General features: G+C 69.3%; 23 protein-coding genes. 13 read left to right on the top strand and 10 right to left on the bottom strand.

The features are described 5' to 3' along the window. Positions 1 to 14: 14 nt before the first annotated feature. The 3 genes from ACIBG5_RS31770 to ACIBG5_RS31760 all read right to left on the bottom strand — a co-directional run bounded on the left by ACIBG5_RS31770 (position 15) and on the right by ACIBG5_RS31760 (position 2,787). The gene (locus ACIBG5_RS31770; RefSeq protein ID WP_396395193.1) at positions 15 to 1,040 is read right to left on the bottom strand and encodes an NADPH:quinone reductase; all 1,026 of its coding nucleotides are present in this window, start codon (positions 1,038 to 1,040) and stop codon (positions 15 to 17) included. 91 nt (positions 1,041 to 1,131) lie between these two features. After that, positions 1,132 to 2,235, bottom strand: a complete 1,104-nt coding sequence (locus tag ACIBG5_RS31765; RefSeq protein ID WP_396395192.1) for a winged helix DNA-binding domain-containing protein — start codon at positions 2,233 to 2,235, stop codon at positions 1,132 to 1,134. Between the two features lie 24 nt (positions 2,236 to 2,259). After that, positions 2,260 to 2,787 carry a hypothetical protein gene (locus tag ACIBG5_RS31760; protein ID WP_396395191.1) on the bottom strand — a complete coding sequence of 176 codons (528 nt, stop codon included), beginning with the start codon at positions 2,785 to 2,787 and terminating at the stop codon, positions 2,260 to 2,262. A 214-nt stretch (positions 2,788 to 3,001) separates the two neighbouring features. Between ACIBG5_RS31760 and ACIBG5_RS31755 the strand changes: the two genes are divergently transcribed. The 5 genes from ACIBG5_RS31755 to ACIBG5_RS31735 all read left to right on the top strand — a co-directional run bounded on the left by ACIBG5_RS31755 (position 3,002) and on the right by ACIBG5_RS31735 (position 7,187). After that, complete coding sequence (locus tag ACIBG5_RS31755) at positions 3,002 to 3,865, top strand: serine/threonine-protein kinase (RefSeq protein WP_396395189.1); 864 nt, start codon at positions 3,002 to 3,004, stop codon at positions 3,863 to 3,865. A gap of 24 nt (positions 3,866 to 3,889) precedes the next feature. Continuing rightward, a complete protein-coding gene (locus ACIBG5_RS31750; protein WP_360440886.1) occupies positions 3,890 to 4,543 on the top strand; it encodes a response regulator transcription factor in 654 nt (217 codons plus the stop codon). Between the two features lie 149 nt (positions 4,544 to 4,692). Further along, complete coding sequence (locus ACIBG5_RS31745) at positions 4,693 to 5,301, top strand: signal peptidase II (protein ID WP_396395188.1); 609 nt, start codon at positions 4,693 to 4,695, stop codon at positions 5,299 to 5,301. 12 nt (positions 5,302 to 5,313) lie between these two features. Then, positions 5,314 to 5,694 carry a response regulator transcription factor gene (locus ACIBG5_RS31740; protein WP_396395187.1) on the top strand — a complete coding sequence of 127 codons (381 nt, stop codon included), beginning with the start codon at positions 5,314 to 5,316 and terminating at the stop codon, positions 5,692 to 5,694. Positions 5,695 to 5,738: 44 nt separating this feature from the next. Next, complete coding sequence (locus ACIBG5_RS31735) at positions 5,739 to 7,187, top strand: CHASE3 domain-containing protein (RefSeq protein ID WP_396395186.1); 1,449 nt, start codon at positions 5,739 to 5,741, stop codon at positions 7,185 to 7,187. Between the two features lie 12 nt (positions 7,188 to 7,199). On the opposite strand, the gene ACIBG5_RS31730 is transcribed toward ACIBG5_RS31735, so the two are convergent. The 3 genes from ACIBG5_RS31730 to ACIBG5_RS31720 are packed head-to-tail and all read right to left on the bottom strand — an operon-like array spanning position 7,200 to position 10,329. Continuing rightward, entirely contained in the window at positions 7,200 to 8,477 is a 1,278-nt protein-coding gene (locus ACIBG5_RS31730; protein WP_396395185.1) for a sugar ABC transporter permease, read from the bottom strand. Beyond that, positions 8,474 to 9,259, bottom strand: coding sequence for an ATP-binding cassette domain-containing protein (locus ACIBG5_RS31725; protein ID WP_396395184.1), 786 nt, complete (start codon positions 9,257 to 9,259; stop codon positions 8,474 to 8,476). The genes ACIBG5_RS31730 and ACIBG5_RS31725 overlap by 4 nt, the downstream gene beginning before the upstream one ends. Next, a complete protein-coding gene (locus ACIBG5_RS31720) occupies positions 9,259 to 10,329 on the bottom strand; it encodes a sugar ABC transporter substrate-binding protein (RefSeq protein WP_396395183.1) in 1,071 nt (356 codons plus the stop codon). The genes ACIBG5_RS31725 and ACIBG5_RS31720 overlap by 1 nt, the downstream gene beginning before the upstream one ends. A 221-nt stretch (positions 10,330 to 10,550) precedes the next feature. Between ACIBG5_RS31720 and ACIBG5_RS31715 the strand changes: the two genes are divergently transcribed. Genes ACIBG5_RS31715 through ACIBG5_RS31705 form a run of 3 tightly spaced genes read left to right on the top strand, consistent with a single transcriptional unit; the run spans position 10,551 to position 12,298 of the window. Beyond that, entirely contained in the window at positions 10,551 to 11,288 is a 738-nt protein-coding gene (locus tag ACIBG5_RS31715) for a phosphoribosyltransferase family protein (RefSeq protein ID WP_396395182.1), read from the top strand. A gap of 50 nt (positions 11,289 to 11,338) precedes the next feature. Continuing rightward, positions 11,339 to 11,776: a universal stress protein gene (locus ACIBG5_RS31710; RefSeq protein ID WP_396395181.1), complete on the top strand. Its 438-nt coding sequence runs from the start codon at positions 11,339 to 11,341 to the stop codon at positions 11,774 to 11,776. Positions 11,777 to 11,809: 33 nt separating this feature from the next. Further along, positions 11,810 to 12,298: a GNAT family N-acetyltransferase gene (locus ACIBG5_RS31705; RefSeq protein WP_396395180.1), complete on the top strand. Its 489-nt coding sequence runs from the start codon at positions 11,810 to 11,812 to the stop codon at positions 12,296 to 12,298. Here the strand turns inward: ACIBG5_RS31705 and ACIBG5_RS31700 are convergent. Together ACIBG5_RS31700 and ACIBG5_RS31695 are read right to left on the bottom strand one after the other, a co-directional pair. Next, positions 12,222 to 13,601 carry an MFS transporter gene (locus tag ACIBG5_RS31700; RefSeq protein ID WP_396395179.1) on the bottom strand — a complete coding sequence of 460 codons (1,380 nt, stop codon included), beginning with the start codon at positions 13,599 to 13,601 and terminating at the stop codon, positions 12,222 to 12,224. The two genes, ACIBG5_RS31705 and ACIBG5_RS31700, sit on opposite strands and share 77 nt — an antisense overlap. A gap of 77 nt (positions 13,602 to 13,678) precedes the next feature. Continuing rightward, positions 13,679 to 14,737 (bottom strand): alkene reductase, encoded by a 1,059-nt coding sequence (locus tag ACIBG5_RS31695; RefSeq protein WP_396395178.1) that lies wholly within the window; start codon positions 14,735 to 14,737, stop codon positions 13,679 to 13,681. A 211-nt stretch (positions 14,738 to 14,948) separates the two neighbouring features. Here ACIBG5_RS31695 and ACIBG5_RS31690 point away from each other — a divergent pair, with 211 nt between their 5' ends. From ACIBG5_RS31690 to ACIBG5_RS31680, 3 genes are all read left to right on the top strand, one after another. Next, entirely contained in the window at positions 14,949 to 15,419 is a 471-nt protein-coding gene (locus ACIBG5_RS31690) for a MarR family winged helix-turn-helix transcriptional regulator (protein ID WP_396395177.1), read from the top strand. 105 nt (positions 15,420 to 15,524) lie between these two features. Further along, positions 15,525 to 16,397, top strand: a complete 873-nt coding sequence (locus ACIBG5_RS31685; RefSeq protein ID WP_396395176.1) for a universal stress protein — start codon at positions 15,525 to 15,527, stop codon at positions 16,395 to 16,397. A 49-nt stretch (positions 16,398 to 16,446) separates the two neighbouring features. Next, positions 16,447 to 16,761 carry a VOC family protein gene (locus tag ACIBG5_RS31680; RefSeq protein ID WP_396395175.1) on the top strand — a complete coding sequence of 105 codons (315 nt, stop codon included), beginning with the start codon at positions 16,447 to 16,449 and terminating at the stop codon, positions 16,759 to 16,761. A 9-nt stretch (positions 16,762 to 16,770) separates the two neighbouring features. Here the strand turns inward: ACIBG5_RS31680 and ftsH are convergent, their stop codons facing one another. Continuing rightward, positions 16,771 to 18,735 (bottom strand): ATP-dependent zinc metalloprotease FtsH, encoded by a 1,965-nt coding sequence (ftsH, locus tag ACIBG5_RS31675; protein ID WP_396395174.1) that lies wholly within the window; start codon positions 18,733 to 18,735, stop codon positions 16,771 to 16,773. Positions 18,736 to 18,885: 150 nt separating this feature from the next. Between ftsH and ACIBG5_RS31670 the strand changes: the two genes are divergently transcribed. Continuing rightward, on the top strand, positions 18,886 to 20,205 hold the full coding sequence (locus ACIBG5_RS31670; protein ID WP_396395173.1) for a dihydrolipoyl dehydrogenase family protein: 1,320 nt from the start codon (positions 18,886 to 18,888) through the stop codon (positions 20,203 to 20,205). A 1-nt stretch (position 20,206) separates the two neighbouring features. On the opposite strand, the gene ACIBG5_RS31665 is transcribed toward ACIBG5_RS31670, so the two are convergent. Then, complete coding sequence (locus ACIBG5_RS31665; protein ID WP_396395172.1) at positions 20,207 to 21,694, bottom strand: DHA2 family efflux MFS transporter permease subunit; 1,488 nt, start codon at positions 21,692 to 21,694, stop codon at positions 20,207 to 20,209. Between the two features lie 146 nt (positions 21,695 to 21,840). Between ACIBG5_RS31665 and ACIBG5_RS31660 the strand changes: the two genes are divergently transcribed. Further along, positions 21,841 to 22,521, top strand: coding sequence for a VOC family protein (locus ACIBG5_RS31660; protein WP_396395171.1), 681 nt, complete (start codon positions 21,841 to 21,843; stop codon positions 22,519 to 22,521). The last annotated feature ends 22 nt before the right edge of the window (positions 22,522 to 22,543 follow it).

Here is a 22,543-nt window from a genome sequence, read left to right as displayed (position 1 = left end):
GCTCCCGCCATCGGTCAGGTCGCTGCGACGGTGATCAGGACCTTGCCGACTGCTCCACTCTCGACGGCTGCGTGGGCGGCGGCGGTGTCTTCGAGGTGGTAGCGGTGCAGCGGGAGGCCGGCCTGCTCTCCGGCGCGGTAGGCCCCGTCCTCGATGGCGTGGTTGATGTCTTCCGCGGCGGCAGTGATCCGGTCCCAGCCGAGCGTGTAGAGCAGGACGAACTGGTAGCGGGTGTTGAGGCCCATGTTCCGCCGTACGTCGAGCTCGAACGGCGCACCGCCGTCGTTGGCGTAGATCGAGATCGTCCCGCGCGGACGCAGTACTGCGAGGTCGAGCTCGGCGTTGGCGCCCGCCGCGACCTCGACGACGAGGTCGACACCGTCGGGAGCGATCCGCCTGACCACCTCGGCCGCGTCCGCCTTCGTGTAGTCGACGACGTGGTGTGCCCCGGCCGCCGTCGCGAGCGTGGCCTTCGACTCCCGGCTGACTGTCGAGATCACGGTCGCGCCGGACCAGCGGGCGAGCTGGATCGCGGCGTTGCCCACCGCACCGGCTCCCCCGGCGACCAGGATGGTCCGGCCGGACAGCGCGTCTGGCCGGAGCCGGCCCGCGCCGCCATCGCCGACCGTCAGCGCACGGTGTGCGGTGATGGCCGGGATGCCGGTACTCGCGCCGAGCTCGAAGTCCGCGTTCGCAGGCAGGGGGAAGACGCGGCCGGCGGGCACGACAGTGAACTCCTGGGCCGTGCCGCTGCCTGGACGGCCGTCGCCGGCCAGAGTGACCCAGACACGGTCGCCCACGCTGAGACCGTCCACACCACCGCCCACCGCGTCGATCACGCCCGCGCCGTCGTGGTTGGGCACCGTGGCCTCGTCCGGTCCACCGCCGTACGAGCCGCTCCGCGACTTCCAGTCCGTCGGATTCACGCCCGACACCACCACCCGGATCCGCACCTCACCGTCACCCGGCTCGGCGACCGGCCTCTCCCCGAGCTCGAGAACCGACGGATCTCCGGAACGCGCGTACGTGATAGCTCTCATGCCTTGCATCCTCCTCCCGTACGACGGCAGCAGCTAACCGCCCGCCAGATCCAGGAGGTGATGGCCGGTCCCTGCTCGTCTTCGCCGTCGCCTAGGACATCGTGTGGAACGTGATCGGTGTGTCGTCAGTGCCGATCAGCGTGAGGAGCCGAGCGCCTTCGAGCTCGACCGCCTCCTGCTCATCGGTGGTCAGTGAGCGGTGCGGCGTGATCCGCAGGCTCGGTTCCTTGCCACGGTGGTGACGCCAGTCGGCCTGGTAGTCGCCGTCGATGAGGAGCGTGCCCATCGCAGCGCCGTTGCCCGGCGGCAGCGGGATCGACCGTCCGGACGGATTGACCCGCCGGCGATCCGCGTGCGAGAGCAGCAGATTGTCGTACTCCGGCAGGAACCGCACCGGCGCCGGCGTTTCCGGATCAGGCAGCGTCCCGTCCGGTACGTCGTACAGCTCCCGCCCGTCGTCGTCGGCGTACACACGCAGCTCGAGCCGATCCACGACCTCCCGCAGCTTGGTCAGCCCGGACCAGGTCTGTACGTCGGCCACACTCGCGGGACCGAACGCCGCCAGATACCGCAGTACGAGCGAGTCGATCGGACCACCGGTCACCGGCGACCGGCCGAGCCAGCTCTCGATCGTCTGCAGGGCAGCGGGGCCGCTCTCGCTCCAGATCCCGCGGGGAGTGACGTGGACCGTGCCGGTCAGGTAGCTGACGGCGTACGCCATCGCCGTGGCGTCCCAGTCCGGCCAGCGCTCACCGAGCACCTCGCGCAGCCGGCTGCGGGTGTACGGCTCCCGGCTCAGCAGCTCAGTGCCGTAGGCAACAACCGCGTCGACATCGGCCCCGGCCAGTTGCTTGCCGAAGGCACCCCGCAGCCCTCGATCCGCGACCGGATGCACGAGCCGCCACAGCGACAGGCAGTCCTCGGCGGTGACGAGATGAATCGTTGCTCGCATCAACGAGGAACGCACGAGCCGGCGCGACCTCAGCAGCGCGGACAGCTCCTCCGGGTCGAAGCTCTCGAGCCTCGACCACAGCGCGACGTACGGCGCCAACGGCGCCTGGGCCTGGAGCCCCACCAACCGCTCGATCAGCTCGGTCGCCGGCCCGCTCCCCCGGTCCAGCAACTGCTGACGCTGGAGCAACGCCCGATTCAGGGCACGACGGCTGAGCACCGAACGCGGCACTGTTGCACTCATCGCCCCAGCGTACGGAAGAACGACTCAGTAGCCGGCGTTGCCGCCCGACGAGGACGCCTGGGTGGTGATCTTCTGGCCGTTCGTGGCGTCCACCCACCAGGTGCCGTCCACGCCCTGGCCGTTCACATCGCCGGCCTTGGAGTCGTTGGCGAAGTGGTAGAGCGGCCATCCGGCCAGCGTCACCTGCTTGGTGCCGTCGGTACGGGCCACCGTGCCCACCAGCGAGGGGTCGACCCCGCTGACCTGCGGCTTACCGGTGCCTGCGAGGAACGGCGGCCACAGCGCGGCGCAGCCGGTGTAGCAGTTGGACTTGGACGGCTTGGCGGTGTCCAGGTCGTACACGTACAGCGTGCGGCCGGTGCCGTCGACAACGATCTTCCCGAAGTTCCCGGCGGTGGCCGTGGACACCTTGGCCGGAGCGTTGGAGGCCGGCGCCGACGCGGCGGGCGTGCTCTGCGGTGCGGGCGAGCCGGCACTCGAGCCATTGCTGCAGGCTGTCAGGGCGGACAGCCCGAGCACCGCCGTACCGGCGAAGAGGGCAATGCGCTTCATTTCAGGTTTCTCCTTGCGCTGTTGATCATTCGACACTCCTCACACGGTCGGATCGAACGGACGGGTTCAGAGCGCGGAGCAGGTCTGCGGCTGGCACCCAGCACGCCTTCCTGCTAGCCGGTAGAGGGGATGCCCGCAGGCCCTGACGACTCGGACGCCGGTTTCCCAGCAGGCTGGAACGGTCGGAACACCGCCAGATCCGAAGGGTCAGCCCATGAACGCCGTCGCGGACCTCGCCGAAGTCGTCACGGAGTCCGTGACCGCACCGTCGGGACGGCTCGTCGCAGGGCGGTACCGGCTTCGGTCGCTGCTGGGACGCGGGGCCATGGGACGGGTCTGGCTGGCCGAGGACGAGCTGTTGTGCCGGCCGGTCGCACTCAAGCAGCACCTGGCGAACGACACCGGTTCGGTGGAAGCGGCCAGGGCAGCGCGGGCCAGGTCGCTCAACGAGGCGCGGACCGCGGCCCGGGTCAGTCATGACGGGGTGGTCAGGATCCTCGATCTCGTCCGCGAAGGCAGCCTCCCCTGGATCGTGATGGAGCCGCTGTCCGGGCAGACTCTGGCCCAGGTGATCGCGACCGAAGGACCCCTGCCGATCGACCGGGTGATCCGCCTCGCCCTGCGCCTGCTCGACGTACTGCGGAGTGTCCATGCGGCCGGCATCGTTCACCGCGACGTCAAACCGGGGAACGTGCAGCTGTGTGCCGACGGCCGGGTGGTGCTGACCGACTTCGGCGTCGCCTGCATGCGCGACGAGGACTTCGACTGCCCGCAGGGTTTGGTCGCCGGCAGTCCGGCGTTCATGTCCCCGGAGCAGCTCCGGGGCGACGAGCCCGCACCCCCGTCCGACCTGTTCTCACTCGGCGCGACGCTGTACGCCGCCGTCGAGGGCAGAACGCCGTTCGACCAGGGCGGCCTGTTGGCGACGCTGACCGCGGTCGCGGAGAATCCGCCCGGCCCCTGGCTGCGGGCCGGCCGGCTGCACCCCGTCATCGCCGGCATGCTGGCCAAGGACCCGGCCGAACGTCTCACGACCGGCGCTGCCCGGGCTGCCCTCCTCGACCTCGCGCTAATCTGAGTCCAGGCGGCGTAGGGAGTGGAGATGAGCCGGACCCGAGTGGCGATCGCGGATGACGACGTCCTGCTCCGGGAAGGGCTCGCGAGCCTGCTGGAGCGCTCGGGATTCGAGGTCGTCGGCCAGGCCGGCAACGGCCCGGGACTGCTGGCGCTCGTCCGGCAACACCTCCCGGAGCTGGTCATCATCGACATCCGGATGCCACCTGGCCACTCGACCGAGGGTCTGGAGGTGGCGCAGGCCATCCGGCAGGAGCGCCCTCAGACCGCCATCCTGCTGCTCTCGGCCCACGTCGAGGTCGAGCACGCGATGCAGATCCTCGGCAGTGGACAAGGAGTCGGCTACCTCCTCAAGAGCCGCGTCACGGACGTGGACGAGTTCGTCGAGACCCTGGAAAGGGTCGCCCGGGGTGGCTCCGTGGTGGACCCGGCGCTGGTGAAGGAGCTCGTCGACTCTCGCCACCGGCAGGACCCGCTCGCGGTGCTCACCGAGCGCGAACGCGAAGTACTGGCGCTGGTGGCCGAGGGCCGGTCGAACGCCGGTGTCGCCCGGCAGCTGTGGGTCACTGAAGGCACCGTGGAGAAGCACGTCCGCAGCATCCTCACCAAGCTCCAGCTGCCCGAGGCCGATGACGACCACCGCCGTGTCCTGGCGGTGCTCACGTACCTCGAGGGCCGCTGACCCCAGACAGCGCCCGGCGCAAGATTGCAGGCAGCCGGTAGGTGGGTCGGCCGCTGGCGCTGAGGTCCGATCCTCGCTCGCCCGGAAGGGTTGAAGTACGGCCAGAACGCGCGTGCCCAGCGCGGACGCCGTCACCCCCGAGGAGCGTCATGTCGAACGTCCGCCTGGCCACTACGACCGCGGCCGCCGAAGCCGGACAGCGGTTCCGTGTTCTCGTCCTGCTGGCCCTGGTCGTCCTGCTCGACCAGACGACCAAGCGCTGGGCCTGGCAGCACGTCGACGGCTCGATCATCAATCGGGGCAGCGACATGCTCGCCGGCCCGCGGATCGGCCACTGGTACGCCGACCCGTCCACGGGCGCGCTCCTGGACCTCGCCGGTCTCGGCTTGCTGATCACGGCGTACGTCGTACTGGTACGGCGCCGGCGCCCGACGATCATCCTCGTTTCCGCGGCCCTGGCGATCGGCGGATGGGGCAGCAACCAGCTCGACCGGGTCGGCCTGCACTCCTGGACCGCTCCGGGCAGCGTCCGCGGCGCGGTCGACTTCATTGCTCTCAGCCACTACCGCATCAACCTCGCGGACGTCCTCATCGCCGCCGCGACACTCGTCCTGGGAGCCTCGCTAAGCTACCGATCCGGTACCGCGATCTACCGTCGCCTCCGGAGGCGCCGCAAGACGTCGGTCCAGCCACGGACCGTGACCGGATCGATGTCCAGAGGTGCAGCTAGCCGGAATGCCACCGGTCCCCTTCGCTGAAATGGTGGAACCATGGTTCGCTGCATCATCGTCGACGACAGCGCGCGCTTCCTCGAGGCCGCGCGGGCGGTGCTGGAGTACGACGGCATCCAGGTGGTGGGGACCGCCTCGACCAGCGCGGACGCACTCGAGCTGGTGGCGCGGCTGCGGCCCGACGTGACGCTGGTCGACATCGACCTCGGTGCCGAGAGCGGACTGCGACTGGCCGCCCGGTTGGCCGAGCAGGCCAACGGGTCGCCGGGACCGTTGATCATGATCTCGGCGCATTCCGAGGAGGACTACGCTGACCTGATCGCGGCGAGCCCGGCGATCGGGTTCCTGTCGAAGACCGCATTGTCCGGTGCCGCCGTCCGCGCGACGCTCGGCGATGCCGGAGGGCCCTCGACACGGTGAGCACCGCGAGGCCCCGGGAGCACGGCGACCAGCCGGAGGGACTGATGAGGGGTCTCGGCCTGAGCGTCCGGATCATCACCGCCAGCGTTCTGCTCGCCGTGATCATCGCCGCAGCCTTCGCCGTACTGCTCTCCTCGGTCACCGAACTGCGCAGCCTGGAGCGACGGGCGCAACAGTCCGAGGACGTGCTGGTCGCCGCGAACCGGCTGGAGCGGCTCATCGTCGAGATGGAGGACGGCCAGCGCGGGTTCCTGCTGACCGGATCCGAGCAGTTCCTGCAGCCGTGGGTGGAAGGCCGCGCGCAGTTCGCGCAGCAGGCCGCCGACCTGGAGAACCTCGTCGCCGACAACGCCGAACAGCACGAGCGGGCCGAGGCCCTCACCCGAGCCGGGACGTCGTACCTGAACGACTACTCCGTACCGCTCGTCGCCGCCGCCAGGCGGGATCGGGCGTCGATCGACGTCCTGCCGGCGACCACAGAGGGCAGGCAACGGGTCGACGCGATGCGGGCGCAGTTCGATCAACTGCTGGACGCCGAGAAGCAACTGGCGATGACGCGCCAGGACAGTGCGCGCGACGCGGCCGGCCGCGCGATGTTCGCCGCAGCCGCGGGCCTGACCGGATCGGTCCTGCTGGTGGCGCTGTTCACCTGGTATCTGAACCGGAGCATCCTTCACCCGGTACGCCGTACCGCCGCCATGGCCGAGCGACTCGCGGCCGGCGATCTCGGAGCCAGAGTGTCCGACCACGGTGTCGGCGAGATGGGCGTGCTGCAGCGGACCTTCAACGCCATGGCCGCGGCCGTGGAGCAGGCACAGCGGGATCTGGCCGGTTCGCGCGCACGCATCGTCGCGGCTGCCGATCGCGCCCGTCAGCGGATCGAACGCGACCTGCACGACGGCACGCAGCAGCGCCTGGTGGCGCTGGCGCTCCAGCTCCGGGCGGGCGAGGCGGCGGTGCCGCCCGACCACCCGGAAGTCCGCGCCCAGCTCGCCAACGCCGCCCGCGAGCTCACCAACGCGACTGACGAACTGCGGGAGCTGTCCCGGGGAATTCACCCGGCGATCCTGACCGAGGGCGGCCTCGGTCCTGCTCTCAAGGCGCTCGCTCGCCGCAGCCCCGTGCCGTCTGAGCTCACAGTGGACATCCCTGCCCGGCTCCCCGAGGCGGTGGAGGTCTGCGCGTACTACGTGGCGTCGGAAGCGCTGGCCAACACGGTCAAACACGCCGACGCATCGGCGCTGTGGATCGACGCCCGGGTCAGCGAGGGTCGCCTGCACCTGTCGGTCCGCGACGACGGCATCGGTGGTGCGATGCCTGATCAAGGAACGGGGCTGATCGGGCTGGCCGACCGGGTCGAGGCGCTAGGTGGCACGATCTCGGTGGACAGCCCGGCCGGTGTGGGTACCACGCTGCTGGTGGACCTTCCGCTCGAATCCGGCACCGAGACTCAGCCGACCTGGTCGCGTCCCGACAACCGGATCCGTCCATGATTCCGTCCCTGCTCAGCTAGCCCGCGTCCGGCGTACGACCGCGTCGAATCCGGCGGCCAGCAGCAGTACGGCGCCCGTGACGATCCACTCGTAGCCGGCCGAGTTCGCGCCCTGGATCAGGTCGCTCATGCCGTTGATGATGACCGCGACGACCAGTCCGCCGAGGACCGCGTCGATGACCCGGCCGTGCCCACCGAACAGCGACGTACCGCCGATGACCGCGGCACCGACGGCCAGCAACAGGGTGTTGCCGGCTCCGGCGTTCGACTGGACCGACTGCAGCAGCGAGGCCGCGACGACCCCGGAGACGGCCGCCATGCCGGAACAGATGGCGAACACCGAGATCCGGATCCGGGACACCACGATGCCCGCGCGCCGCGACGCCTCCTCATTGCCGCCGACGGCGTACAGATGCCGGCCGTACGGCGTACGACTGAGGATGAAGTGCCAGCCGGCGAACAGGATCACCAGCAGCACGACGACCCACGGCATGCCCTGCGCCTTGTTGCTGAAGAACGCGTTGGCGGACAGGTTGCGGTTGATCCCCATCTCGTACGTGAACGCCGCACCGAGCGCGGCCAGGACGACCACCTTCGCCGCGATCACGGTGAACGGCGGCCGGGACAGCCCCGAGCGTTGGCGTCCGAGTGCGTCGTTGACCTTGACAGCGGCGTACCCGATCACGAAGAACGCCCAGAGGACCCAGCCCAGCCACAACGGCACGAAGCTGTTCTCCAGCTTGATGATCGGCGAGTCGGCGGGCAGCGTCACCGCCCCCTGGCCGCCGATCAGAATCAGCGTGACGCCCTGGAACGCGAGGAACGTCGCCAGCGTGATGACGAACGACGGTACGCCGACCCGGGCGCGCAGCCAGCCGATCCCGAGACCGATGAGGACGCCCACACCCAGCCCGATCAGGAGTCCGAGCCACCAGGGCGCACCGTGCCGGATCATCAGCACGGCCATGATCGCCGAACACAGTCCGCCGGTCGTGCCGGCGGACAGGTCGATCTCGCCGAGCAGCAGGACGAAGACCAGGCCCATCGCCATCACGATGATCGGCGCCGCCTGGATCACGAGTGCTTCGATGTTGTAGGCACTCAGGAAGCCCTGGTGCACCACGGCGAACACGACGGTGATCACGATCAGGCCGACCATCGCGGGGATGGAGCCCAGCTCGCCGCCGCGGACGCGGCCGAGATAGTCGCGGATGTACGCACTCAATGCGCCGAATCCCTCGACCGGCTCCGCGCTGTCCGGCTTGACGAGGTGATCTGTCTGGGCGCTCATATCGCCGCTCCGGTCGACTCTTCGCGGGACAGTCCCAGGTCGCCCGAACGGCCGGCGGTGATCAGCTCGACCACCTGCGTCTGGGTCACGTCCTCGCGCCTGACCTGCGCCGCCATCCGGCCCAGGAAGAGGACGCCGATCGAGTCGGCGACCTCCATCACGTCGTTCATGTTGTGCGACACCAGAATCACTGCCACGCCCTGCTCGGCGAGCCGGCGGACCAGGCCGAGCACCTGCTCGGTCTGCGCGACGCCGAGCGCCGCCGTCGGCTCGTCCAGGATGACGATCTTCGACTGCCAGAGCACCGACTTGGCGATCGCCACCGTCTGCCGTTGGCCGCCGGACAGGCTCGCCACCCGCTGCCGTACCGACCGGACGGTCCGTACCGACAACGAGTTCAACGCCTGTCGCGCCAGCTTCTCCATCGAGTTCTCGTCGAGCGTGTGCAGGCCGGTGACCTTCTCGCGGCCGAGGAACATGTTCTGGACGATGTCGAGGTTGTCGGCCAGCGCCAGGTCCTGGTACACGATCTCGACGCCGAACTGCGCGGCGTCCCGCGGGCCGGTGACGACCTGCGGCGTACCGTCGAAGACCAGTTCTCCCGCGTCGATGCGATGGATGCCACCGATGCACTTGATCAGGGTCGACTTGCCCGCGCCGTTGTCGCCGACAAGGGCGGTCACCTCACCGCTGAGCGCGGTGAGGTTGACCGATGACAACACGTGGACCGGTCCGAAGGACTTGTCGACGCCACGCAGTTCCAAGGTGGGTACGCCGGCCATTACGGGGTCTTGATGCCGTTGGCCGCGCACAGCTGGACCAGCGCGGGGGTGGGGCAGACGGCCGCGGCCGTCACGTAGCCGTCGGTCACCGGCTTGGCCACGTTCGCCTTGGTGATGACGGTCGGGTCGGCCAGGTATGCCGGGACGGCGCGACCGCTCGTCGGGTCCTTGACCGTGGTCGGCGCGGTCGGCTTCTGGCCGGCCAGGATCTGACCCGCCAGCTTGATCGCCACGTCCGCCTCACCGGCGACGGGCTTGTAGATGGTGAAGGCCTGCGTTCCCGCCATCACGTTGTCGAGACCGCCGGCGGTGGAGTCCTGCCCGGACACCGCGACCTTGCCGGCGAGACCTTGGGACTTCAGCACGTTGATGACCGACTGCGCCATGGTGTCGTTGGCAACCATGACCGCGTTGATGTCGGGGTGCTGGCCGAGCATCGTGGTGAACACGGTCTGCGCAGTGGCGGCATCCCAGTTACCAGTCTGGTCGGCGAGCTTCTTCCAGCCCGGCTGCTTCGACAGGACCGAGTTGTAGCCCTGCGCGAACTGCGTGGCGTTGTTGTCGGTCGGCGCACCGTCGATCTCGACGTAGTTGACCGCGCTCTTGTCCTTGACCTGCGGGGCCTGGGTCAGCGCCGTGCCCTGGTCCTCGCCGACCTTCACATTGTCGTAGGAAACGTAGTACGACGCTGTGCCACCGGCGGTGAGCCGGTCGTAGTCGATCGTGACGACGTTGTGCTGCTGGGCGAGAGCCTCGATCGCCTTGCCGGAGCCCGAGTCCAGGTTCACGACCAGGAGCACGCCGACGCCGGCGTTGATCAGAGCCTGCGCCTGCGACTGCTGCGTGGTCGCGCTGCCGTTGGCGTTGTCGATGAAACAGGTGAGCTTGTTGGCCGCACACTGCGACTTCAGCTCGTTCGGGTCCGCCGAGACCCAGCGCGGCGAGGACGCCGTGTCGGGCAGCAGGATGCCGACCTTCGTGTTCGCGGGCGGGGCACCGCCGGTCGAGGAGGTCTTGTTGTTTCCACAGGCGACCAGCCCGGCCGTCATCGCGGTTGCGACTCCGGTCACGGCCACGACGGTGCGGAGTGTTCTACGCATGTCCCAGGGAGCCTTCATACTGGCAACACTCCGCCCGGGCGCCCGACACATCATCCCGGCAAGCGCCCTACCTACCTTCCAGCTAGCCGCACTCCCCGCGCTCCCGCTAACTGCAACAAGACCAGTCCCTGGGGTGGTCACCAGGGACTACCACAGGGGCGACGGGACGGCAGCCGCGCGATGTTCTTGTCATGACTACTTCGCAGCTCACCGCAGCACCCTTGGCGAACACGCACCGTGTGCAACTCCGTGACCTGGCGGACGCCGCTCGGCTGACTGCCGCCGTACCGACCGACCTCATCAGCCGGCTCGCGGCCGCGCCCGGCCTGGTCCGCCCGGGCATCGCGCACTGGGACATGAAGACCCGGCTCCCCCTGCACCCGCTCTCCATCGAGAACGCGTACGGCGACGCGCGGTTGCTGCGCGATCTCGCCGTGCCCGGTGCGACGTACGCCCACCAGCTGAACGTGGACGTCGTCGTCGGCGCCGAGACCGGCGGCATCCCGCTTGCGGCCGCCGTCGCGCTCGCCGCCGATCTGCCGTTCGCGTTCGTCCGCAAGCCCGGCTACGTCGGGCACGAAGACAACGAGCCACGCGTCCGCGGCGCCTCCGTCGCCGGCAAGCGCGTCCTGCTCGTCGACGACGCCATCTCCCAGGGCACCGCCCTGGAAGCCTTCGCCAACCAGCTACGACTCGAGGGCGCGATCCTCGTCGGCGCCTTCACCCTGGTCGACATGCGCGACGTCGCCGACTCCGTGACACCGACCGCGCTGACCCTGCCGATCGCGTCCGTCGCGACGTACCTCCAGGTCCTCGACAGCACGACCGACCTCGGCATCCTCCAGCCGGCCATCCACGACCTCGCCGTCGACGCCCTCATCAACCACTGGCCCGACCAAGATCCCCGCTGGTCCCTCCTCGCCGCCTGACTCCGGCCGCACTTGCCGGCAGCAACAGTCAGAGTCGGTACGGTATGGGGATGTTCGAGCTCGGCACCGATGGTCCTCGGTCGATCCTGGTCGGAGTCGACGGGACGGAGACGTCTCTGCGGGCCGGGTCGTACGCCGCCGGGCTGGCCAGGCGCCAAGGCGCGCAGGTGATCGTCCTATTCGTCCACGTCCCGGCCGGAGGCGGCCTGCTGAACCCGCAGCTGATGGAACTGCAGCGCCAATCCCAGGTCAGCGTCGTCGACGAACTGCGGGAAGAGGCGCACCGCAACGCGGCAGCCCTCGGTCTGCACGTCACCTTCCACGAACGCCACGGCAACCCCTACCTCGAACTCGTCCGCCTCGCCGACGAACTCCGCGTCGACGCAGTAGTCGTTGGCGCCTCCATGCAAGCCGGCCACCGCCTCATCGGATCCCTGGCCACCCGTCTCGTCCGAGACGCCCGCTGGCCCGTAACCGTCGTCCCGTAAAGCCGAGCCGCCCGCGAGTCTTAGGGTGGGGGCATGGTGCAAGAGGCTGACGGGTATCGGCTCCGGCCGGCGACCGGCGAAGACGACGCCTTTGTGTATGAGTTGCATCGGGCGGCCATGGGTGAGGTCGTCGAGGCTACGTGGGGGCCTTGGGACGAGACGGTGCAGCGCGGGTTGCATGAGCGGTCGTTCGCGCCTGATCGGCTGCGGATCGTACTGGTCGACGAGGTGGAGGCCGGTGTCGTCGACGCCGGGTTTGACGCGCCGACCGTCTTCTCCATCGGGCGGATCGAGATTCTGCCGCGGTTCCAGGGGGCCGGGCTCGGGTCGCGGATTCTGCGGGACCTGCTCGCGGCGGCTCGGGGGCGCGGAGCCGCCGCGGCAGAACTCCATGTTCTGAAGGCGAATCGGGCCAGAGCTCTCTACGAGCGGCTCGGATTCGTCGTCATCGCGGATGAGGATCCGAAGGTCCGGATGCGACTGGAGTTGTCAGACGCTGGTGACGCGGCAGCAGGGCGCTGACCACCGCGATGGCCGCGCCGAGCGCGGCGGCGACGAGGAAGACCAGGTCATAACCGTCAGCGAGGGACGCCGGCCGGCCGGCGGCGGTCGTGAGCGCCGCAAGACCAATCGATCCACCCACCTGACTGGCGGTGTTCGCGAGGCCGCCGACGATCCCGGCGTCGCTCTCGGGCACGTCAGCGGTCACCGCGGCCATCAGCGTCGGGAAGGTCAGCCCGATGCCGGCCGCGACGAGCAGCGTCGGCCACAGGATGCCCGTGAGATAGCCGGTGTCGGCACCCGCCTGCGCAAGCCACCCGAACCCGGCCAGGAAGAACGCGCTGCCGGCCAGGATCAAGCGGCGTACGCCGGTCCGCGGTAACAGAGCCGAAGCCAGTCGCGCGACCACGACGAACGTGACGGCCGCCGGCGTTTGGCCGAGCCCGGACCGCAGTGCGCTGTAGCCGAGGACGTTCTGCAGGAACAGCGATGTGAAGTACCACATCGCGATCGCGATCCCACCGAACAGCAACAGCATGCCGTTGCCGACAGCAACCTTCCGGAGACGGAACAACCGGAGCGGCATCATCGGCCGGGTGGCGACGCGTGCCTCCACCAGCGTGAAGACGGCGAGCAGCAACAGACCTGCCACGATCGGTACGACGACCGGCACCGACGTCCAGCCATGATCGGCGCTCTGCATGACGCCGTAGATGAGAGCGGCCAGCCCCGCCGTGCCAGTGACGGCGCCGGTGAGGTCGAGCGATTCCCGTCGGCCGCTGCGTACGCCGGCGAGCGACGTCATCGCCACGACGATCAGCACCACGCCGATCGGGACGTTGATCAGGAAGACCCATCGCCACGACAGGCCGGTCGTCAGCGCGCCGCCCGCGACCGCGCCCGCCATCCCACCCACACCACCAGACGCGGACCATGCGCCGAACGCTCGCGCACGTGCGTGTTCCTCGGTGAAGTGAGTGTTGATCACGGCCAGCGTCGCCGGCGCGAGCATGGCGGCTCCCATGCCCTGCACAATGCGGGCCGCGACGAGGACCGCGGGGTCTGCGGCCAGACCGCCGACCAGGCTTGCTGCGGAGAACAGCAACAACCCGGCTGCCAGCATCCGCCGGTGGCCGAACAGGTCGGCGGCGCGGCCGCCGAGCAGCATGAAGCCGGCGAACGTCAGCAGGTAGCCGTTCACGACCCAGGCCAGGCCGGTGGAGCTGAAGCCGAGGTCTCGCTGGATCGAGGGCAGGGCGACGTTCACGATGGACGCGTCGAGGATCACCATGAACTGGCTGGCACACGCCAGCGCCAGGATCATCCACGCGGATCTCCTGACTGCGGGCTGCATTTCTACTGCGGGTTGCATATCGAGACCTTCCCGGGTGTTGGTATCAGTCAGGCGAGCGTTGGGTAGTCGGGGTGGTCGCCGCCGTAGAACGTGGTGTGGTCCGGCGTGTTGTAGGGGCCGCCGGCCACGAGGCGGTCGGGCAGATCGGGGTTGGCCAGGAACAGCGCCCCGAAGGCGATCAGGTCGGCGGTGCCGTCCTCGATCAGGTCAAGGGCATCCGGACCGGTGAGCTCGGGAAAGGTCTGCGGGTTGAGGATGAACGTGCCGGCCCACTCCTTGCGCAGCCGGTAGGTCAGGTCGCGGTCCGGGCCTTCCATCAGATGCAGGTAGCTCAGCCCGAGCGGGGCCAGCCGTCCGAGCAGAGCGCCGTACGTCTCGTAGGGATCGACCTCGACGATGTCGTTGTTCGGCACACCGGGTGAGATCCGAAGCCCGACGTTCTCGGCGCCGACCGCGTCCGCCACGGCGGATGCCAGTTCCACAGGGAAGCGGATCCGTCGCTCGGCCACGCCACCCCAGCCATCGGTACGGCGGTTCGCGTTGGGCGCGAGGAACTGGTGGATCAGGTATCCGTTGCCGCCGTGCAGTTCCACACCGTCGAATCCGGCGGCCATCGCACTGCGGGCCGCAGCAACGAAATCGCCGATGGTGCGGGAGATGTCGGTCTCGGTCAGCTCCTTCGGCGTGACGAAGTCCTGGGGCCCTTCGTGGGTGAAGACCTGTCCGCGCGGGGCCGTTGCGGACGGGGCGACCGGGCGCAGGCCGTCCGGAAGCAGACTGGGGTGGCCGATGCGGCCGGTGTGCAGGAGTTGCGCGTAGATCACGCCGCCCGCGCGGTGCACGGCGTCTGTCACTGTTCGCCACGCTGCGACCTGCTCAGCGCTGTGCAGTCCCGGCGTATTCGGGTACCCCTGGCCGACCGGCGAAGGCTGGGTGCCCTCGGTGACGATCAGGCCGGCTCCCGCGCGTTGCGCGTAGTACTCCGCGGTCAGCGCTGTTGGACTCGCTCCGGGCCCGTACGCGCGACTGCGGGTCATCGGGGACATCACGATGCGATTCGCCAGGCGCTTGCCACCCAGGTCGTACGGGTCGAAGGCCATCGACATGGTCGGACTCCCGTTCTCGAGGGAGGTCGCCGCCCTCCGCGGCAACCAATACCTGTTCGAACAGGTAATCTTCTCAAGGCATTTCCGTCAACCATGTGACCTGCATCACTTGACCGCCTGACTTCGCAGGCCAGACACCCCGACGGTCGCTTGAACCACGTCCGGTACAGTGACAACTGATTGAACAGCTAAATGACCCGGTGAGAGGCCGATGAATCCTTCAGAGCAGACACCGCTGCCGTCGATGCCGGCCCAGCCGCTGACCAACGCGATCGTCCGAGTGGCACGGTTGCACCGGATGATCGCCGGGCACCTGCTGCGCCCGCTCGGCCTGCGCCTCGGTCAGGAACTGGTCATGATGCAACTGTGGGAGCGCGGCCCGCAGAGCCAGACGGAACTGGTCCGCGTCCTCGGTTCCGACTCCGCGACCATGACCCGCACCGTGCGGCGGCTGGAGAACGCCGGCTTCGTGCGTATCCGGCCCAGCACCACCGACAAGCGCGCCACGATCGTCGAGGCCACCCCCGCCAGCCAGTCCGTACGGCGCGAGGTCGAACGCATCTGGGCCCACCTGGAAGAGAGCGCCACCGGCGACCTCACCTCCGCCGAGCAAGCCGATGCGCTGGCAATCCTCCAACGCATCGAAGACAGCCTCACCCGCGCCGCCGCCCCACCCGCCTAGTGCCCCGCCAGACCAGGGACTCGGCCCGTGTCTTCCCCTGGTGTGACCGGACGGCGGCGGCGCGACCTTGGAGGAGTACAGAGGCACGGTCTAGGAGGCAACCTCATGAAGCTCTTCCGCGGATGGCAAGGCGCCGAGGCGGCGGCTGACCGCGCCTCTGCGCCGTCCGGACCGGACAACGGCCCGGTCATCGTGCTGGTCGACGAGCACACCACCGACGTGGAGGCGCTGGAATGGGCCGCGGCCGAGGCGGCGGCACGGGGATCAGGGTTGCGGATCGTGTACGCGTTCCGCTTTCCCTGTCTGCTCGACCCGGTCGGCAATCCGACCGTGGACCTGCAGGCTCGTGAATCGGCCGAGGACGTCGTCACAGTGGCCGTCCGCCGCGCCCGCCGGATCGCACCGGACCTGCGCATCAGGACCCACGTCTTCCCGGGCAGGCAAGTCACCGCCTTGGTCACCGAGGCCCGCGAGGGCGACAGAGCACTCGTTGTTCTCGGGCACGGTCGCCGGTCCAGGCTCGAAAGGACGCTGACGCGCCGGTTGACCCGCGGTACGACGGCCTCCCTCGCGGTGATCGGACTCTCGAAGCACGGCGCGGTCGGGCCGTCCGCGGGCCGGGTCGTCGTCGGTGTCGACGACAACGGTGGTCCACCGGCTGTGCTCGGGTTCGCGTTCCGCGCCGCGCGGCGCCGGGGCACCGGCCTGACGGTCGTGCACGCCGCCGCATCGAGCCGGCGCAGGTCAGTCGAAGACGCGGTGCAGATCTGGCGAATGGCCTATCCGGAGGTCGACGTCCAGTGGGACTTCACCCGTGGACCGATCGACAGTGCCGTCCTGGCCGAGTCGCCGGCGGCCGCGCTGACAGTGCTCGGTGCGGACCGTCACGGTTGGCTCCGCCGGGTGGTGCGCGGCTCCGCGTCGTACAACGTCCTGCGGCTCGCCCGCGGTCCGGTCGTGATGGTCGGAACCGTCTGAGCGCCACCGTTGCGCCGGATCGGTCCCGGGTGCGAGCCTGACCTCTCGCGTGCTCGGCACCGAGACCGTGTTCTCGGCCGGGGCCGACACCGGTCGGCTCGTCATCGTCGCCCGCCCCGGCGTGATGATCGCGCTGCGGGACCATCCCGAAGGCGCGGGCGAGAGCTTCGATCCGGTTCACGTCGGGCTGGATCACCTCGCGTTCCAGGTTCCGTCGCAGGCGGAGCTGGAGTCCTGGCACCGCAGCCTCGAGGCCCAGGGGGTGACCTGCTCGACCATCGAGGCCAGTCCGTTCGGCCTGCATCTGAACCTCAAGGATCCCGACAAGATCGCCATCGAGCTGTTCGTCTCGCAGCCGTCCTGAGCCCCGGCGTCATGCCCGGGCGTCGTGCGGGATGCCTGCCGCGGCGTACGCGTCGGCCTCGTCGAGGGTCTCGTGCCGGAGCAGTTGCTCGGCGATGCCCTCAAGCCGATCGCGGTTGTCGCGCAGCAGCCGCCTGGCCTCCTGATAGCACTCGTCGATCAGGCGTCGTACCTCTTCGTCGACGGTGTTCAGCAGCGACTCGGACGCGACGGCCCGCGGGTCGCCATCGACCGGGAGCACCGACACCGGTCCGACGGCCGCCGACATACCCCACCGGCCGACCATCGAACGGGCGATCTGGGTGGCGCTCTCCAGATCGCTCTCGGCACCAGTGGTGACAACGCCGAGGATCTCCTGCTCGGCCGCCATCCCGCCGAGGGCTCCGATGATGCGACCGCGCAGGTACTCCGCGTCGTAGCCGTACCGATCCATGTCCGGGGTCGACAGCGTCACCCCGAGCGCGCGGCCGCGGGGAATGATCGACACCTTGCGGACCGGGTCCGCGCCCACCTGAATCATGCCGAGCAGCGCATGTCCGCCCTCGTGGTACGCCGTACGGCGTCGCTCCTCCTCCGGCATCACGACGTTGCGAGCGGTACCCAGCTGGATCTTCTCCAGCGCGTCGGTCAGGTCGCGGCGGCTGATCTCCGACCGGCCATCGCGGGCAGTAGCCAGAGCGGCCTCGTTCAACAGGTTGGCCAGGTCGGCCCCGGTCATTCCCGGCGTCGACTTGGACACCGCGGTGAAGTCGACGTCCGCGGCGAACGGCTTGCCCCGTGCGTGCACCCGCAGAATCGCCTCGCGGCCCTTCCGATCCGGGGCATGGACGGTGATCGTCCGGTCGAACCGCCCCGCTCGCAGCAGCGCCGCATCCAGTACGTCGGCCCGGTTCGTGGCCGCCAGCACGACCACACCCTCGGTCCCGGAGAAGCCGTCCATCTCGGTGAGGATCTGGTTCAGCGTCTGCTCACCCTCATCGTGACCACCGAACGAGCGCGCGCCGCCCCGGGCCCGGCCGATCGTGTCGATCTCGTCGATGAAGATGATCGCCGGCGCGACCTTCCGGGCCTCGCTGAACAACTGGCGGACCCGGCTCGCCCCGACCCCGACGATCGCCTCGATGAACTCCGAGGCGGCGGCCGAGAAGAACGGCACCCCGGCCTCGCCCGCGGTGGCCCGAGCGAGCAGTGTCTTCCCCGTCCCCGGTGCGCCCGAGAGCAGCACGCCCTTGGGCGCCCGGGCACCGAGCCGGCGGTACTTGTCCGGGTCCTTCAGGTAGTCGACGATCTCGGAGATCTCGTCCTCGACCTCGTCGATCCCGGCGACGTCGGCGAAGGTGGTCCGCACGGTCTGCGGGTCGACCGGCTTCTTCTGCCCGCCACCGAGCAGACCGCTCAACCCTCCCCCGGCCGCGCGTTGCTGACGCCGGAACAGCCAGATGTAGAACCCGACCAGCAGCAGGATCGGAGCGAACGAGATCAGGAGGTTCCACAGTGCCCCGCGCTGCTGGACCACCGGTGTGGCCTTCACCGTGGTGCCGGCCTTCTGCAAGGCACCGTACAGATCGTCGTTGGCGAACGTCGGCCGCTCGGTGGTGAACTTCGTGTACTTCGAGTCGCTCTTGCCCGGCACCGGGGCCTCGTTCTTGAGTTGACCTTGGATGGTGTCACCCCGGGCGAAGATCTCGGAGACGTTGCCCTTCTGCACCTGCGCCGAGAACTCCGTGTAGGAGACCGTCTCCGCGCTGCCCGACATCTGGTCCTGCATCGTGGTCAGCAGGAACAGCACCAGGTAGCCGCCGACGATCCACGCCACCCAGCGCAGCCAGCGCGGCCGTCGCGGCTTGTCCCCCCGCTTGCCCGGCGGGAGCCCCTCCGTGCGCCAGGGCTGGTCCGCGGGCCGCTGCGAACCGTTGGATCGCTCATCCTGATCCGACGGGGGCTGCTCACGCGGTCGCTTGTCCTGGTCGCTCATGGTCGGCTCCGTTGTCTCGGCTTGCCTCCATCATCGGGCCGGGCAACCCCCATCGCGCTAGTGCAGGTCCAGGGACTCTCCCTGGTGCGACCCGGTCGTCCGGTGAGCGAGCGTGGAGGACAGCACCTGTCGAGGGAGGGAACCGAAACTATGACAACCGAGTACGACGTGATCGTCGTGGGCGGCGGATCACCTGGCGAACACACCGCGGGCGCCCTGGCCGAGGGCGGCCTGCGGGTCGCCGTCGTCGAACGTGAACTGGTCGGCGGTGAGTGCTCCTACTACGCCTGCATCCCGTCCAAGTCGTTGCTCCGTCCGGGCGAGGCCGTGCAGGGCGCGCGGGACGCCGGTGCCACCGCGGAGGTGGATGTCGAGGCGGTGTTCGCCTGGCGCGACTTCATGGTGTCGGACTACTCCGACGCCGGTCAGGAGCAGTGGCTGGCCAAGAACGGTATCGACCTGCTCCGCGGCTCCGGCCGCCTTGCGGGACCGGGTGTCGTCGAGGTTGACGGCGTACGCCACACGGCCGGCAACGTCGTACTCGCCAACGGCGCGGATGCGGTGATCCCACCGATCCCAGGACTTCGTGAACTCGACGGTGTCTGGACGAGCCGCGAGGCAACCAGCATGAAGGCAATCCCCCGCCACCTGCTCATCATCGGTGGCGGCCCGGTCGGCACTGAGATGGGTCAGATCGTACGACGCCTCGGCGGTGGGGTGACGCTGATCGACCAGAGCCGGCACCTGCTGTACCGGGAGCCCGCGGCGCTGGGCGAAGCGCTCGGCGAGTCACTCCGCCGCGAGGGGATCGACCTCGCCCTCGGGGTCGAGATCACCGGTGCCCGGCGCGACGGCGACGACTACGTGCTGAGTCTCAGTGACGGCCGGGAGTTGCGCGGCGACAAGCTCCTTGTGGCCACAGGCCGTCGCCCGCGCGTGGAAGGGATCGGACTGGAGACCTTCGGCATCACACCCGACCGTCGCGGTGTTCCGGTCGACTCCCGGCTTCGCGCCGGTGAGCGGCTGTGGGCTGTCGGCGACATCACCGGCCTGTGGCCGCTGACCCACGTCGGCAAGTACCAGGGTGAGGTCGTTGCCGCCAACATCCTCGGCGAGCCACGCGAGGCGAACTACGACGCGGTCCCCCGGGTCGTCTACACCGACCCACAGGCCGCATCGGTCGGAGCGATCGAGGCGCCGTACAGCGGGACGGCCGCACTCTCCGGCGTCGCCAAGACAGCCACGTACACCCACGCGTACGCCGAGTCGAACGGCTTCCTCACCTTGCTCAGCGATGGGGAGAAACTGACCGGCGCGTACGCCCTCGGGCCCGAGGCTGGCGAATGGCTGCAACAGGCCTCTCTCGCGATCCGGGCCGCCGTACCCCTCGACGTACTGCGCGACGTGATCCAGCCCTTCCCGACCTTCTCCGAGATCTACGTCGAAGCCCTCAAGGCCTTGCGCGTATAACTCACCGGTCGTTGGCTGCGCCTACTGTCGCCTCGGTGGTGACGGCGAGGGCGCAGCCGTGGTGCGGGGCCGGCGGAGCGAGGCGGGGAGCCGTGGCCCGGTCGTTCGACACGAAGACAGCGACCAGTACGGCGGCGAACGCGCAGACACCGGCAAGGACGAGCATCGCCGGGCGGTAGCCATCGGTGAGCGAGTCGGCGAGGCTGCTGCCCGCCGTCGCACCGATCAGGAGTGGCACGAGGGCGATCATGGCCAGTGCGCCGACCCGGGCGGCCGCGTCGTTGATCGCGGAGGCTTCGCCGAGATCGGCATCGCTGACGGCCGCGAGAACCGCCGCCGTCAGAGGCGCGACCATCACGCCCTGGCCGACGCCCAGCACCAGCGCGGCAGGGAGGATCGTGCCGGCATAGCTGGAACCGGGAGCCGCTTGGGCCAGCAGGACGTTCGCGCCCGCAATGATGAGGATCCCCGCGAACATCAGCCACCGCGGCCCGAGACGAGACACGAGCGCACCGCTGAACGGCGACAGGAGCAGGAACACGATCGACGCCGGGATCAGCGCCGCCCCCGCCTGCGCGGCCGTGTATCCGAGACTGAGTTGGCAGTTCACCACGAACAGGTAGCCGCCCGCGGCCAGAGCGCCGTACACGAGGACGGTGACGACGTTGATCGCGTCGAACTGACGCGACTCGAACAGCGAGAGCCGCAGCAGCGGCGCGCGCCGGCGGTTCTCGACCGGCAGCAACGCGATCAGCGCCACGGCGCCGATCAGACCCGGGACCAGCACGCGCGCGCTCGACCAACCTGCACTGGGCCCCTCCGTCAACGCGTAGATCACGCCGCCCAGCCCGATGACTCCGAGCACCGCACCGATCACGTCGACCGACAGCGCCGGCCGCTCACGGGTCGTCTCGGGCACATGCCGCAGTACGACGAACACGGCCACGAACAACGGCAGTGGGAGCAGGAACACCCAGCGCCATGAGGCGTTGTCGATCAGCCAACCGCCGCCGTACGGACCGATGGTGCTCAGGGCTGTAGACAGGCCCGCCCAGATCCCGATGCCTTTCGCGCGATCCGCGACGCGCAGTGTGCCGTTCAGCAAGGCCAGGCTGATCGGTACGACGAGAGCGGCGCCGATGCCCTGGACAGCCCGGGCACCGATCAGCCACCCGATCGATTGAGCAGCGGCGCAGAGGAACGACGCCCCGAGCATGACGAGCAGGCCGACCACGAGCACGCGTCGCCGGCCGAACCGATCGGCCAGTGCACCGGCGAGGAGCAGCAGCGACGCGACAGCCAGGAGATAGGCCGTCAGTGTCCACTGCACCGATGCGACACCGGCGCCGAAGTGCTTGCCGATCGCCGGCACTGCGACGTTCACGACGTACGCGTCGTACCACGCGATCCCCGACGCGAGCACGGTCGCCGCGACGATCGCGACCCCGGCCCGGCTGCGCAGTGGGACGAGGAGATCGGATTTAGGCATGGTCGGCTCCCGGGGTGGCGGCGGTGTTCACGTCCGACCTTCCTCCACGTCGCACGTAGGTCGCACCAGTGAGTCACCCTGGTGCGACGGAATCGTCGCGGCGCGAGGATCGTTTGTACACGCAGACACACATCCAGGAGGCACAGATGAGCACCACCCAGGACTCGACCGGAGTTGCGAGCGCCAACGGGCGCCCCGGGAAGGTTCCTTTCAAGTTCGAGGCCACCGTCATCCCGGTGACCGACGTCGACGCCGCGAAGGCCTTCTATGCGAACCTCGGCTGGCGCGAAGACGCGGACTTCGCGTTCGACAACGGCTTCCGGGTCGTCCAGTTCACCCCGCCTGGGTCACCGGCCTCGGTCCAGTTCGGCGCCGGCATCACCTCGGCCACACCGGGCTCGGCCCAGGGTCTGTACCTGATCGTGTCCGACATCCAGGCGGCGCGTGACGAGCTCGCCGGCCACGGTGTCGAGGTGAGCGAGGTGTTCCACCCCGGCGCGCCGGGCGCCCAGTTCCACACCGACGGCAGCGATCGCGTCGGCGGGCGGGCGGAGGAGGGCGCCAGCTACAGCTCATTCGCGACGTTCAGCGACCCGGACGGCAACGGCTGGCTGCTGCAGGAGATCACCAGCCGGCTCCCCGGCCGGATCGAGTCCGACGAGACCTCGTTCGCATCCGTCGACGACCTGCGCGACGCGCTGGTCCGGGCGGCGACGGCCCACGGCGAGCACGAGAAGCGCAACGGCGGCGAGTTCGATGTGAACTGGCCGGCCTGGTACGCCGAGTACATGGTCGCCGAACAGTCCGGCGCCGAGCTCCCGGAATGAAGCAAACGGGACGACAGAGCAC

Source organism: Kribbella sp. NPDC050241 (assembly GCF_044459685.1).
Classification (GTDB): domain Bacteria; phylum Actinomycetota; class Actinomycetes; order Propionibacteriales; family Kribbellaceae; genus Kribbella.
Note: the sequence above shows the minus strand (reverse complement) of the source record. Positions and strands in the feature narration are given on the sequence as shown.

Excerpts from the sequence above, each read along its gene's own strand:
- ACIBG5_RS31760 (WP_396395191.1), bottom strand. The coding sequence starts at position 2,787 with ATGAAGCGCATTGCCCTCTTCGCCGGTACGGCGGTGCTCGGGCTGTCC.
- ACIBG5_RS31735 (WP_396395186.1), top strand. The coding sequence starts at position 5,739 with ATGAGGGGTCTCGGCCTGAGCGTCCGGATCATCACCGCCAGCGTTCTG.
- ftsH (WP_396395174.1), bottom strand. The coding sequence starts at position 18,735 with ATGAGCGACCAGGACAAGCGACCGCGTGAGCAGCCCCCGTCGGATCAG.
- ACIBG5_RS31685 (WP_396395176.1), top strand. The coding sequence starts at position 15,525 with ATGAAGCTCTTCCGCGGATGGCAAGGCGCCGAGGCGGCGGCTGACCGC.
- ACIBG5_RS31710 (WP_396395181.1), top strand. The coding sequence starts at position 11,339 with ATGTTCGAGCTCGGCACCGATGGTCCTCGGTCGATCCTGGTCGGAGTC.
- ACIBG5_RS31740 (WP_396395187.1), top strand. The coding sequence starts at position 5,314 with ATGGTTCGCTGCATCATCGTCGACGACAGCGCGCGCTTCCTCGAGGCC.
- ACIBG5_RS31705 (WP_396395180.1), top strand. The coding sequence starts at position 11,810 with ATGGTGCAAGAGGCTGACGGGTATCGGCTCCGGCCGGCGACCGGCGAA.
- ACIBG5_RS31725 (WP_396395184.1), bottom strand. The coding sequence starts at position 9,259 with ATGGCCGGCGTACCCACCTTGGAACTGCGTGGCGTCGACAAGTCCTTC.
- ACIBG5_RS31755 (WP_396395189.1), top strand. The coding sequence starts at position 3,002 with ATGAACGCCGTCGCGGACCTCGCCGAAGTCGTCACGGAGTCCGTGACC.
- ACIBG5_RS31670 (WP_396395173.1), top strand. The coding sequence starts at position 18,886 with ATGACAACCGAGTACGACGTGATCGTCGTGGGCGGCGGATCACCTGGC.
- ACIBG5_RS31665 (WP_396395172.1), bottom strand. The coding sequence starts at position 21,694 with ATGCCTAAATCCGATCTCCTCGTCCCACTGCGCAGCCGGGCCGGGGTC.
- ACIBG5_RS31715 (WP_396395182.1), top strand. The coding sequence starts at position 10,551 with ATGACTACTTCGCAGCTCACCGCAGCACCCTTGGCGAACACGCACCGT.
- ACIBG5_RS31745 (WP_396395188.1), top strand. The coding sequence starts at position 4,693 with ATGTCGAACGTCCGCCTGGCCACTACGACCGCGGCCGCCGAAGCCGGA.
- ACIBG5_RS31695 (WP_396395178.1), bottom strand. The coding sequence starts at position 14,737 with ATGTCGATGGCCTTCGACCCGTACGACCTGGGTGGCAAGCGCCTGGCG.
- ACIBG5_RS31730 (WP_396395185.1), bottom strand. The coding sequence starts at position 8,477 with ATGAGCGCCCAGACAGATCACCTCGTCAAGCCGGACAGCGCGGAGCCG.
- ACIBG5_RS31700 (WP_396395179.1), bottom strand. The coding sequence starts at position 13,601 with ATGATCCTGGCGCTGGCGTGTGCCAGCCAGTTCATGGTGATCCTCGAC.
- ACIBG5_RS31750 (WP_360440886.1), top strand. The coding sequence starts at position 3,890 with ATGAGCCGGACCCGAGTGGCGATCGCGGATGACGACGTCCTGCTCCGG.
- ACIBG5_RS31765 (WP_396395192.1), bottom strand. The coding sequence starts at position 2,235 with ATGAGTGCAACAGTGCCGCGTTCGGTGCTCAGCCGTCGTGCCCTGAAT.
- ACIBG5_RS31770 (WP_396395193.1), bottom strand. The coding sequence starts at position 1,040 with ATGAGAGCTATCACGTACGCGCGTTCCGGAGATCCGTCGGTTCTCGAG.
- ACIBG5_RS31690 (WP_396395177.1), top strand. The coding sequence starts at position 14,949 with ATGAATCCTTCAGAGCAGACACCGCTGCCGTCGATGCCGGCCCAGCCG.
- ACIBG5_RS31660 (WP_396395171.1), top strand. The coding sequence starts at position 21,841 with ATGAGCACCACCCAGGACTCGACCGGAGTTGCGAGCGCCAACGGGCGC.